This window comes from uncultured Clostridium sp. (assembly GCF_937920395.1).
GTDB lineage: Bacteria > Bacillota > Clostridia > Clostridiales > Clostridiaceae > Clostridium_AD.
On the sequence record NZ_CALEVF010000389.1, the window covers coordinates 1 to 12767 of the forward strand.

At 30.8% G+C, this 12767-nt stretch carries 9 protein-coding genes; 5 read left to right on the forward strand and 4 right to left on the reverse strand.

Annotation, left to right across the window (positions count from 1 at the left end; all coding sequences use genetic code 11):
- Window positions 1-143: 143 nt before the first annotated feature.
- Window positions 144-374 (reverse strand): hypothetical protein, encoded by a 231-nt coding sequence (locus Q0649_RS22725; RefSeq protein WP_298847364.1) that lies wholly within the window; start codon window positions 372-374, stop codon window positions 144-146.
- 195 nt (window positions 375-569) lie between these two features.
- On the opposite strand from Q0649_RS22725, the gene Q0649_RS22730 reads away from it, so the two are divergent.
- A complete protein-coding gene (locus tag Q0649_RS22730; protein ID WP_298847367.1) occupies window positions 570-2228 on the forward strand; it encodes an oleate hydratase in 1659 nt (552 codons plus the stop codon).
- Between the two features lie 50 nt (window positions 2229-2278).
- On the opposite strand, the gene dhaS is transcribed toward Q0649_RS22730, so the two are convergent.
- Window positions 2279-2839 (reverse strand): dihydroxyacetone kinase transcriptional activator DhaS, encoded by a 561-nt coding sequence (dhaS, locus tag Q0649_RS22735; RefSeq protein WP_298847370.1) that lies wholly within the window; start codon window positions 2837-2839, stop codon window positions 2279-2281.
- Window positions 2840-2963: 124 nt separating this feature from the next.
- Window positions 2964-3824 carry a YitT family protein gene (locus tag Q0649_RS22740; protein ID WP_298847384.1) on the reverse strand — a complete coding sequence of 287 codons (861 nt, stop codon included), beginning with the start codon at window positions 3822-3824 and terminating at the stop codon, window positions 2964-2966.
- Between the two features lie 246 nt (window positions 3825-4070).
- On the opposite strand from Q0649_RS22740, the gene Q0649_RS22745 reads away from it, so the two are divergent.
- From Q0649_RS22745 to Q0649_RS22760, 4 genes are all read left to right on the forward strand, one after another.
- Window positions 4071-4940 carry a DUF1002 domain-containing protein gene (locus tag Q0649_RS22745; RefSeq protein ID WP_298847373.1) on the forward strand — a complete coding sequence of 290 codons (870 nt, stop codon included), beginning with the start codon at window positions 4071-4073 and terminating at the stop codon, window positions 4938-4940.
- A gap of 740 nt (window positions 4941-5680) precedes the next feature.
- A complete protein-coding gene (locus Q0649_RS22750) occupies window positions 5681-8485 on the forward strand; it encodes a cation-transporting P-type ATPase (protein ID WP_298847376.1) in 2805 nt (934 codons plus the stop codon).
- A gap of 204 nt (window positions 8486-8689) precedes the next feature.
- Window positions 8690-10255 (forward strand): FAD-dependent oxidoreductase, encoded by a 1566-nt coding sequence (locus Q0649_RS22755; RefSeq protein WP_298847378.1) that lies wholly within the window; start codon window positions 8690-8692, stop codon window positions 10253-10255.
- Between the two features lie 67 nt (window positions 10256-10322).
- Complete coding sequence (locus tag Q0649_RS22760) at window positions 10323-11294, forward strand: tocopherol cyclase family protein (RefSeq protein ID WP_298847380.1); 972 nt, start codon at window positions 10323-10325, stop codon at window positions 11292-11294.
- Between the two features lie 289 nt (window positions 11295-11583).
- Here the strand turns inward: Q0649_RS22760 and Q0649_RS22765 are convergent.
- On the reverse strand, window positions 11584-12767 hold a 1184-nt coding region (locus tag Q0649_RS22765; protein ID WP_298847382.1), incomplete at its 5' end, for an APC family permease.

Below are 12767 nucleotides of genomic sequence, written 5' to 3' on the forward strand. Positions count from 1 at the left end.
AAAAAAAGAGCCATCTCGCAATAGAAATTACTTTCTATTTTGAGACGGCCCCTTTCTTATGTTTTAATTTAATCAATAAAAGTTATACATTTATTACTGTGTTATAGTATGTAAAGTGAATGACATATCATTTTGATTCTAAGCTATACAAGAATCCACCATTCTTCACCTTCATTAAATAACTCAATTGCTTTTCCATCAATATTGCATTTATATCTTGACGCATTGTTAAAAAGCTTCATACTCCTAATTGGATCTTTTATTTCAAAATCTTCATCGTTGTAAGTCAATTCAAAAGGTTTATTCCATCCATTATCATCAGGATTACTTTTAACCACAACTAACATTTTTTCATTCTTATTTCCCCAAGCCATAACAGTAACCTCCTTTGTAAAATCTCTATTCTCTTAGTACTATTATAATACATTTTTATGAAAATGTGAGTTTTTGGGACAAACTATCAAAATTGATTATTTAATAATTTATAAATAAGAATTATATTAGAAGCATAGCAAATACGTATAGAGTAGTTGCTAAAAAATAATAATATAAAGAGAGGCTGATTAAAGATGGAATTTAATTGCGAGGTAAAGGTAGATGTTGAAAGAACAAATGCTTATATGGTTGGTGCTGGACTTGCATCACTGTCTGCTGCAGTATTTTTAATTAGAGATGGACATGTTCTAGGAAAAAACATTCATATATATGAAGAATTAAATGTCACAGGTGGCAGCATGGATGGATATGGCGATGCTAAGACAGGTTATGCAAACCGTGGTGGAAGAATGTTTGATGAGGAAGCATATGCTTGTACTTTTGGGGTGATGGAAAGTATTCCTTCATTAACTAATCCTAAAATTTCAATTCTCGATGAATTTAATGCTTTTAACAAAAAAAATCATACCTATTCAAAAGCTAGATTAATAGATAATGAAGCTAATATACTAGAGTCATCATATTTAGGATTTAATCGAGCTGATAGATTGGCTTTAGCGGATATAATGATTAAACCTGAAGAGACTTTAGGTACAAAAACTATTACAGATTGTTTCCCAGAATCATTTTTTAAAACGAATTTTTGGTTTATGTGGACTACAACGTTTGCATTTAATCCTTGGCATAGTGCTATAGAGTTCAAGAGATATCTTCATAGATTTATTCATGAACTACCACATCTAGATGATATGTCTGGAGTGCGTCGTACACCATATAATCAATATGATTCGATGTTATTACCTATGACTAAATGGTTAGAATCACAAGGTGTTAATTTTGAACTTAACTGCAGAGTAACTGATTTAGAATTTAAGCCATCAGATACGCAGACTACAGTTACAGCATTTAAATGTGAAAAAAATGGGAAAGAAACTAGAATAGAAGTTGGGGAAGGAGATTTTGCCTTTGTTACTATCGGTTCATTAACAGCTGGTAGTAGCCAAGGTTCAATGACTACAGTGCCAAAAATTAATGATAAATATGTAGGTGGAGCATGGGATCTTTGGGAGAAAATCGCTCAAGGTCGTCCAGAGCTTGGTAAACCAAAGGTTTTCGATGAACGTGTTGAAGAATCAATGTGGGAGTCTTTCGTAGTTACACTTAAGGATCCAACTATGGTAAATAAAATAATAGAATATTCAGGGAATCAGCCAGGAACTGGGGCTATGATGACATTTAAAGAGTCTGGATGGTTTATGTCAATTGTTTTATATAAGCAACCACATTTTCTTAATCAACCTGAAAATGTACAAACTTTATGGGGATATGGTTTATATCCTTATAAAAAAGGTGATTTTATAAAGAAGAGAATGGTAGATTGTACAGGGGAGGAAATATTAACTGAGTTATTATATCACCTAAATTTCGTAGATGATATGAAAAAAATCCTTAAAACATCTATTTGTATACCTTGTATATTACCTTTTACAACAGCACAATTTTTGACTAGAGCAAAGGGTGATAGACCACAAGTTATTCCAGAAGGTTCAACTAACTTAGCATTACTTGGTCAGTTTTGTGAAATGGAAGATGATATAGTATTTACTATGGATTATTCTGTAAGAAGTGCACAAACTGCTGTTTATAAATTCCTAAATCTAAATAAGAAAGTTACACCTATTTATAAAGGACAATATGATGTTCGTGTATTATATAATTCAGCAATGAAGATGTTAAAAGATGATAATTTACGTGAAGAAATAGGTTTTGTAAAGTCAATGATGTTAAAGTAATTTTAAGGGATGGTTTATAAGTCGTAAGTAATAAGACTTATAAGCCGTCCCTATTTTGCATAACTATTTAAAGCATGCGGCATAGTACCTTCAAGTATATTTCTAATTCCATCAACTAATATTTCAGGTGATTCTTTCATACCTTGTTTAATCCATTGAGTGGTTATCCCTACAAAAGCGTGGCTATAAAAATCAGCAATAAATTTTTTACTTTTGTCAGAAACGTTTATTTCAATGGATAAATCATCGATAGCATTCATAATAATTTCAAAGCAAAAATCAAAAAAATATTCGCTAAATGTATTTTGACCTGGAGTATTAAGCGCATTAATATAAAAGGATTTGTTTTTCATTAGGTATAACAAAGTTCTATACGTACCTTCAGTCCAGTTTCCGTAATTTGTGCAATCACCTATACTTTCTGAAACCTCAGTATAATATATCCAATTTACAAGGTCAAATTTATCTTTAAAATGATAATAAAAAGTTTTCCTATTAAGTCCACAGCCGTCTACTATTTTTTGTATTGAGATTTTAGCTAATGGTACTGTATCCATTAACTGCTTGATAGAAACAGCAAGGGCTTTTTTTGTTATTAATGATTCTGACATATTATCAATCTCCTATAAAAAAATAGTTCTGAATACTTGTAGGTTGGGTAGGATAGTATATATCCAAAGTAAACTATGGACATGTAATCATTTATATATGTTTTAGGAGTAAATTTAAATCAAATTATACAAGGTGTCTATATCCTTTTCCTTCTACCTCTGACGCATCGGCAATAGTTAAAAAAGCCCTGTCATCAATAGTTTTAACTATGTTTTTTAATTCCGGTAATTGTGATAGGGGTATTATGCAGTAAAGCATTTTCTTCTGACTTTTAGTATAGGCACCTTCTGCATAGATATTAGTAACGCCTCTATGTAATTGTGTCATTATTATATCTGCAATTTCTTCTTCTTTTTCAGTAATAATAAATACTAATTTTTTTTGACCTAATCCTTTTACCACATTATCAAGTACGAGAGAAGTAATGAACATAGCAATTAATGTGTACAATGCAATAGGTAGTCCAAATATAAGACTACTTACTGAAACAATTAATAAATTAACAATAAAATTTATTTTACCTATATTAAAATTTGTATATTTTTTTTTAATGACCATGGATACTATATCGAGACCACCAGTTGATCCATTGTGAGCAAACACAAGACCATAGCCAAGTCCACAGACTACTCCTCCATATAAACAATAAAGTAAATTATCATTTATATGTAAAATATTAGCTACAGGATGTGTAAAAATCAAAGAAAGTGATAAAGTTACTGTACCAATAATAGAATTAATAGTAAACTTATTATTGAGTTTAAAAGCGCTTAATATGAATAAAGGAATGTTTAATAGTAGTATTGTGTACCCCGCTTGTATTTTGAATAAATACTGAAAAATTAGAGCTATACCAGTAGTGCCACCGCTTAGAAGTTTGGAATGTATTAAAAACATATTAATTCCAATAGATCCTAGGAAGCTACCGAAAATAATAAATGAAACATCCGTAAGGTTATCTTTATTAAAAAATTTCATATTCATATTCATATAATTCATCCTCTGTTTTTAAGAATTTTTGTATTAACAATTTAATTTTAACACAATGGCTTTAAGTCGTACATGTATTAACTAATATAATGTCAAAATAGTGTCAAAGATTTACTTCATTAAATGTCTCAACTGATAGGTATCTATAATTTAATAGCAAAAAAATCCATTTACCCAATCACTATAAAGTGGGTTATAATGTATCTAAGTTATAACAATAAAATATGGAGGTCTTGTTAAATGAATAAGAAATTAGTTTTAGGTGTAATTTTAACAGCAGCAAGTTTGTTTGCAGCACCTATAAATAATGTATACGCTGATTCATATAAAAGTGTTACTATAGGGTCTGATTTAACGAATCAACAGAAAAATGATATGCTAAAGTATTTTGATGTAGATACAAGTAGTGCGAGTGTTGTTGAAGTTACATCTACTGAGGAAAAGAAATATCTAGGAGATACAGTATCTAAAGAACAATTGGGAAATAGGTCCATATCGTGTTCATATATTGAGCCAACATCTACTGGTGGTTTAGTGGTGAGTACAAATAATGTAACTTGGGTAAATGCTAGTATGATAAAAAATGCCTTAATTACAGCAGGTATTGAAAATGCTAATGTTAAAGTTTCAGCACCATTCACTGTATCTGGTACGGCAGCTATGACTGGCATACTAAAGGGATTTGAAAATAGTGAAAACGGTAAGAAATTAGATGAAAATACAAAAAAAACGGCTAATGAAGAGGTTGCAGTTACAGGTAAACTAGGAGAAAAAATCGGACAAGATAAAGCTGCTGGGTTAATTAATGAAGTAAAGAGTGAAGTTATAAAAGATAAACCTAAGGATGGGGCAGGTATAACAAAAATAGTGAATAATGTAACCAATAATTACAATTACGATCTGTCTAAAGATGATGTAAATAATATTGTTGGATTAATGACAAATGTGAATAAATTAAACTTGGATTACAATAAGGTAAAAGGACAACTTGAAGGTGTAGCTAATACAATGAAAAATACATTAAATAGTGATAAGACTAAGAGTTGGTTTGCAGGTGTGTGTGATTCTATTGGAAATTTTTTTAAAGGGATATCGGATAGTTTAAAATAATAATATTGGTGTGAGGGAATTTAATGTGGGGGTTCTTTTATATGAAATATGGTTTTTGCTTGGCTTGGTGATAATATCTCATATATTATGTGGAAATTTATTGGTAGTAAAGTTTTAAGTAGACACATTAAAATAAAAACTTATTTTGGACAGGTATATACCTAGGCCTTGGATATTGTTTCGGAGATTTTTTTGAAAGCATAGTTCATATTGTAAGACAATTTGGACAATTTTTAACATATATAGTAATCTTAATTATTGGTTTGTATTTTTTTATTAAATTACTTAGGAATAAAAAACGTAAAAATAATAATTAGCTTCAAGTATAATTTAATATATAAATAGGCATTTAAAAACACAGAAAAATATTAATAGGTAAACTGTTAATATTTTTCTGTGTTTTTACTTTAATAAATTTATTATGGGTTTTCTTATGTTTTAATTTATTTAAATTAGAATAGTATGAGCAAAATTAATATAAATCAATACTTAATTTACTTAAAATGGATAAAAAACAAACATTTCATAATCATTTAATAGGTAATTATATAAAATGTGTATAAAATTACATTAAATAAAATAAAATAACAATATATGAAAAATAAAGAATCATAGTGCTATAATTGTATAAGAAATTATTTATAATATGAGCTAGGTAGTAAATTAAATGGAGATAATGTCTTAAAAAGTATATTAAGAATGTTCTTTTTTACATCATTTATAGAGAGGGGTAATAAAAAATGGATGAAAAAGAAATTAAAGTAAGTAGTGAAGAGAAAATTTATAAACTACCGGTTGATAAGGTCTATGAGGCTTTAGGGACAAATTGTCAGGGGCTAACACAAGAAAAAGCAGAAGAGTATCAGAAAAAACAAGGTAAAAATGTTATTGAGGGTAAAAAGAAAAAATCATCATTACTTATATTTTTCAGTAATTTTACCCATTTAATGGCTATTTTATTATGGGTCGGAGGTGCTGTAGCTTTTTTCGCAGGTATGCCTCAATTAGGAATTGCTATTTGGTTAGTTAACGTTATTAATGGTGTTTTTAGTTTTTGGCAAGAACATCGTGCGAGTAAGGCAACCGATGCATTAAGGAATATGTTGTCTTCTTATTCACACGTTATTCGTAGTGGTAAAGAACAAAAGATATTAGCTGAAGATTTGGTTATTGGCGACATAATTTTATTAGAAGAGGGTGATAAGATTTCTGCAGATGCCCGCTTGATTGAGTGTAGTGATTTACAAGTTAATCAATCAACACTCACTGGTGAATCCAATCCAGTCCGCAAGACAAAGGATGCTGTATTAAAAGATGATATGACACGGGCTGAGATACCTAATTTAATTTTTGCAGGTACAAATATTTCGCAAGGTAATGCAAAAGCTATTGTCATGGAAATTGGAATGAGGACTGAATTTGGTAAAATTGCAGACCTAACTCAAAATGTGGAAAAGGAAGATAGTCCTTTACAAAAAGAAATGGATAGGTTGACGAAACAACTTTCAATTATTGCCATTGGGTTTGGAGTTTTATTTTTTGTTCTTGCATTATTTTTAGTAGATCAACCAGTTGCGTCTTCATTTATTTTTGCTTTAGGTATGATTGTTGCTTTTATACCTGAGGGTCTACTTCCAACGGTTACTTTGGCACTTGCTATGGGTGTACAACGAATGTCTAAACGAAATGCTTTAGTAAAGACACTTTCTTCTGTTGGAACATTAGGTAGCACAACTGTTATATGTACAGATAAAACTGGCACATTAACGCAAAATGAAATGACAGTTAGTCATTTATGGTTAGCTGAAAAAGAATTTGAAGTTACGGGTGTTGGATATGGTCCTGAAGGTGATATCTTAGAAGGCAACAAAAAAGTTAGTGCTAATGACTACAAAGATATGAAAACTTTAGTAACAGGAGCTGCGTTATGTAGCAATGCAAGTCTATTACCACCAAATGAAAAATCTAGCCGTTATACTGTATTAGGTGATCCGACAGAAGCTTGTTTAGGGGTTGTAGCTGAAAAAGCGGATATTAATATATCAAAACAAGTAAAATTAACACCACGGTTAAGAGAATTTCCATTTGAATCGCGCCGCAAAAGAATGACTACTATTCATCAGTTGGAGAAACCTGTTGAAGGGAACAGGCTTATTGCATATGTAAAGGGATCTCCTAAAGAAGTAATGAAATTAAGTGAATCTATCTGTGTAAATGGAGAAGTCCAACCGATGAAAGAAGAAATGCGTAAAAAGATAATGGAGGCTAATGATGGATATGCACGTAATGGATTACGTGTCTTATCTGTTGCATATCGTTTGATTGATAAAGATGAGGGCACTCTAATAGATACGAGTGCCTATACTGCTGGAACTATTGAGCAAGATTTAGTTTTTGTTGGTTTGGTTGTCATGGCTGATCCTCCACGACCAGAAGTAGCGGCTGATGTTAAAAAATGTCACCGTGCTGGAATTCGGGTTATTATGATTACTGGAGATTATGGCTTAACAGCTGAAAGTATTGCAAAACATATCGGAATTGTGAAAGGTCCTAATGTACGCGTAATATCAGGTTTGCAGTTAGAAGAACTATCAGATAATAAGTTAAAGGAATATTTAAAAGATGAAATTATTTTTGCGCGTGTAGCGCCAGAACAAAAATTACGAGTTGTATCTAATTTACAAGAAATGGGCGAAATTGTAGCTGTGACAGGTGATGGTGTAAATGATTCACCAGCCCTTAAGAAAGCTGATATCGGGGTTGCTATGGGCATTTCCGGTACAGACGTAGCAAAAGAAGCAGCAGATATGATTTTGACAGATGATAATTTTGCATCTATTGTTAATGCTATTGAAGAAGGGCGTGCGGTTTATAGCAATATCCGTAAATTCCTACTTTATATTTTAAATTCAAATATGGCTGAAGCAATTCCTTCTGCGATGTTCTTATTTTCTTTGGGGGCGATTCCTTTGCCTTTGACGGTTATGCAAATTCTAACCATAGACTTAGGTACTGATATGTTGCCAGCATTGGGATTGGGAACTGAAAAACCTGAAGACGGAATTATGGACCAACCGCCACGTAACCAAAAGGAACCATTATTAAACAGAAATTTAATTGTTAAAGCATTCTTATGGTATGGATTATTAGGTTCTATTGCTTCTGGCATCTCTTACTTTTTCGTCAATATGCAAAATGGATGGCCTAAAATTCCACTTGCAGGTGGGATTGATCCAATTTACATCAAAGCAACTGCTATGACACTTGCGGCCATCGTATTCAGTCAAATTGGTGCAGTGTTTAATTGCCGTACTGAAAGGCAATCTGTCTTTAAAATTGGATTATTTAGTAATAAACAAGTGAACTTGGGGGTTATCTTTGAAATTTTCTTGATTGCGGCATTAGTGTACTTACCGCTATTTCAATCTATTTTCCACACAGCAGCACTTGATTTATCAGATTTGTTGTTATTATGTGTTTGGCCACCGCTAATCCTTATGATAGAAGAAGCGAGAAAGGCATGGATACGCAGAAAAGATTTTTAAAATCATTGTAAAAAATATGGGTGGGAGGAAATAAAAATTGTATATTACACCAACAGAGATTTGCCTCCACCACTAAAACCCACGACTGATTAATTAGTCGTGGGTTTTCTAATGCCTAAATATATAATTTATAATATACATATTATTGGATATATAAACACAAAATACATATGTCTAATTATGTTAATGAAAGGGAGCAAATTTATGAATGAAATAGATAATATGTGTATTAACAATATTTTAACACCAAAATCTTATTGGCTTGATTCAACTTATGAGACAAATTATCCAACCTTAGAAAAAGATATAAAGGTTGATATAGTAATAATAGGAGGAGGTATCACGGGAATTACAACGGCTCTACTTTTAAAAGAAGAAGGTTATAAAGTTGCATTAATTGAAGCTGATAAGATAGTACAGGGAACTACGGGACACTCTACGGCGTATATTACTTCACAACATGAGATAATATATAGTAATTTAATTAAAACTATGGGGATTGGAAAAGCTAAGCAGTATGCAGATGCTAATGAAGGGGCCATAGATTTTATAGAAGATATGGTCAAAAAATATAATATTGATTGTGATTTTTGCAGGTTGCCTGCATATATATATGCGACAGATGAAAAGTATATAGACAATATTATTGAAGAAGCAGCATCAGCTAAAAGCCTGGGAATAAATGCAAAATATATTAAAAATCTAGATCTTCCATTTAAAGTAAAGGGTGCATTATGTTTTGAAAACCAAGCCCAATTTCATCCTAGAAAGTACCTCCTTAAAATTGCGGAAAACATTTCTGGTAATGGCAGTCAAATATACGAACATACAAGAGCTGTAGACATAGAACATGATAAATTATATACTGTAACTACAGATACAGGATTTAAAGTAATAGCTCAAAAAGTTGTTTTGGCTTCACATTTTCCTTTTTATGATGGTTTGGGGTTATACTTTTCAAGGCTTCGCCCACAAAGGTCATATGTAATATCTGCAATAATAAAGGATAAATTGCCAATGGGAACATTTGTAGATGCGGGAGAAGCAGGTTGGTATTTTAGATTACAAAATTATAAGGATAGTCAGATGATAATTATTGGTGGTCAAGACCATAAAACTGCTCACGGAGGGGACATGATTAAACACTATGTTAATTTAGTAAATTATGCTAAAAAGAACTTTGATGTTGAAAAGTTTCTGTATAGATGGTCAACTCAGGATTATATAACATTAGATGGTGTGCCATATGTAGGTAATCTTACTTCAACATCTGAAAATATTTATGTTGCTACTGGTTATGGTGAATGGGGTATGACAAATGGAACAGCAGCTGCAGGTATACTAAGGGATATTATAGTTAAAAATGAAAGCCCTTATCAAGAGGTATATAATCCATCACGTAAAATTATAACTGATGGAATAAAAAACTTTGTTAAGGAAAATTACGATGTTGCAAAGCAATTAATAAAGGGAAAACTTCAAGTTGGACAATATAATTTTAATTTGAAAAATGATGAGGGAAAAATAGTAGAGATTGATGCAGAAAGATATGGTGCATATAGAGATGAAAATGGAGAATTACATATAGTTGATATTACATGTACACATTTAGGGTGTGAACTGAAATGGAATAGTGCAGAAAAATCTTGGGATTGCCCTTGTCATGGATCGAGGTTCACTTTTGAAGGGGATATTATAGAAGGGCCAGCTGTTCTTAGGTTAAATCATTACAAAGAAAGTGATAATACAATTGACCCAAATATAATTTGACAAATATAAAAATTAAAGAGTAAAAATTATACAAAATTTATTTGATATAGAGAAGGATGTGATAGATATGTGGTTAAATAAAATTATACATCCTCTATTGTTTCAAGGAGATAATAAAAGTAAAGGATATTTCGAAGGATGGTACTATAAACAAGTTTCAAAGGATGAGAAAAAAGTTATAAGTTTAATACCGGGTATTAGCTTATTTAATAATGATGTTCATTGTTTCATTCAGTATATATTTGTAAGCTTAGATGATAATAACAGGAAAACTATAAAAACCGGATATGTTAAATATCCGCTCAAAGATTTTAAAGTTAACAATAGTCCATTTATGTTGCAGATAGGAGATAATATTTTCTCGAAGTCAATGATAATGATTAATATATTAGATAACGGTTTACATATAGAAGGAACATTAAGGTTAGGTTCATTCACTCCTATTAAAAGTTCTATTTTAAGCCCAAACATAATGGGGTATTTTGCATATATACCTAAAATGGAATGTTATCATGGAATTGTTAGCATGAATCATATGGTTAATGGAGTAATTAGGATTAATGATGTAGATATAGATTTTAACAATGGGAAAGGATATGTTGAAAAAGATTGGGGAACTTCTTTTCCAAAAAAATATATTTGGATTCAATGCAACAATTTTAAAAATGAAAATACCAGTATCTTTTGTTCTATAGCTGATATACCTTTTATGAGGAAAAACTTTTTAGGATATATAAGTAACTTGGTTATTGATGGAAGGGAATATAGGTTTGCTACTTATAATAATAGTAAATTAAAAATCGAAAGTATAACTAATGTAGAGATATCAATACTATTAGAAAATAGTAAAGAAAAACTTAGAATAAAAGCAAAGCTAAAAGAAGTCGGAGAATTAATTGCTCCCGAGAAAGGAAAAATGAAAAGAAAAATAAAAGAGGAAGTTTTAGGAGAAGTAAAAATTTATTTATATAATAAACAAGATAAAATTATTTATGAAGATACTTGTTGCATGGCGGGTATTGAAATTGTTGGATTTTAATTTGTTATTTATAATGGTAGTCTCCACCACTAAGACCCCCGACTAATTAATTAGTCGAGGGTTTTCTTATGTCTTAAGGCATGATAAAATTAAAGAAAGTAAAAGATTAATGGAGGTATAAGTAGTAGTATGAATCATATTCAAATAATAAAACATATTAACAAAAAATCCACAACTCTAATTAGTTGTGGATTTTTTATGCTTAAATTCTAGTGAAAAAATTATTTTTATGCACTTTATTTGAATATAAGTGAATGCCTTATGGTATTTTTTAATTAGATATTAGTTTCTAATTAAGATTTACTTTCTTTGAAAACAAAGCACCAATTGCCATTATAATTGCAAAGACAATTAGATATGCAACAACTGCTATCTTATGAGAAAAACAAGCAGCTACTATCATGAATAGACATCCAGCTAATGAAACAATAGGCATTATGAATCTTTTAAATGAATTTAAATCTTTTTCTTTTTTCATCATCATAATAAAAATAGGAATATATAATGCATAAATAGTAACTATAGGTAATTCTGATGAATCAAAACAAAAGAATCCAAACCAAGGTTTTGTTAAGTTAGCACCATAGAAGTATAATAACCATATAGCACAAAGAAGTAGTCCGAGTATAGATGAATTTGTTGGCATATTAGTCTCATTATCTATTTGTTTAAATATTTTTGGCTTTGGTCCAAGACCCCTTGCTGCTAATGAATAAATACCACGGGTACATCCGAGCATTAATCCATTTAAAGTTCCAAGGCAAGAAATAATAACAAATACAAATACTATAGTACCACCTGCAGAGGAAAATACTTTTTGAAATGCCAATTTAGCTCCAGCTTCTCCCCCTTTCATCATAACTTGGTTTGTTACAGCTCCAGCTAGTCCTAAATAGTAAAGAATATAAACAATCATAATTATAAAAGTTCCTCCAACAAGAGCAAGTGGAAGATTTTTCTTTGCATCTTTTAGTTCAGCATTAATACTTGTAGCAATAATCCAACCCTCATATGCAAAGGCTGTTGCAACAACTGCTGTAAATAATGCATTCGCAGTATTTACTTTTTTTACTACTGTTGTAAAATTAATCATAGTCATACCACTGTGAATACCTACAATTGTCCCAATTATAGCCATTAGAATAAGTGGAATTAGTTTTATAACAGTTGTACTAACTAGAAATTTACCAGATAAAACTGGTGATAATGCATTTAAAGCATAGCTACCTATTAAATAAAAACAGGCAATAGTCATACATTCCCCACCTGTAATTGAAAATCCAAATAATACACAGGTATATCTAGCTGAAACCCATGCTAAAACTGATGTCAATGTTGGATAGTAAATTAGTGCCATAAACCAGCCAACATAATATCCATATTTCTCACCCATTGCAGCTTCTGCATAATCTACGATGCCATTTACTTTCTCGTATTTAGTTGCCATTACAGCAAAAGTATAAGCACAAGAAA

Coding starts and splice junctions, on each gene's coding strand:
- Q0649_RS22755 (WP_298847378.1), top strand. CDS start 8,690: ATGAATGAAATAGATAATATGTGTATTAACAATATTTTAACACCAAAA.
- Q0649_RS22750 (WP_298847376.1), top strand. CDS start 5,681: ATGGATGAAAAAGAAATTAAAGTAAGTAGTGAAGAGAAAATTTATAAA.
- dhaS (WP_298847370.1), bottom strand. CDS start 2,839: ATGTCAGAATCATTAATAACAAAAAAAGCCCTTGCTGTTTCTATCAAG.
- Q0649_RS22730 (WP_298847367.1), top strand. CDS start 570: ATGGAATTTAATTGCGAGGTAAAGGTAGATGTTGAAAGAACAAATGCT.
- Q0649_RS22725 (WP_298847364.1), bottom strand. CDS start 374: ATGGCTTGGGGAAATAAGAATGAAAAAATGTTAGTTGTGGTTAAAAGT.
- Q0649_RS22760 (WP_298847380.1), top strand. CDS start 10,323: ATGTGGTTAAATAAAATTATACATCCTCTATTGTTTCAAGGAGATAAT.
- Q0649_RS22740 (WP_298847384.1), bottom strand. CDS start 3,824: ATGAATATGAAATTTTTTAATAAAGATAACCTTACGGATGTTTCATTT.
- Q0649_RS22745 (WP_298847373.1), top strand. CDS start 4,071: ATGAATAAGAAATTAGTTTTAGGTGTAATTTTAACAGCAGCAAGTTTG.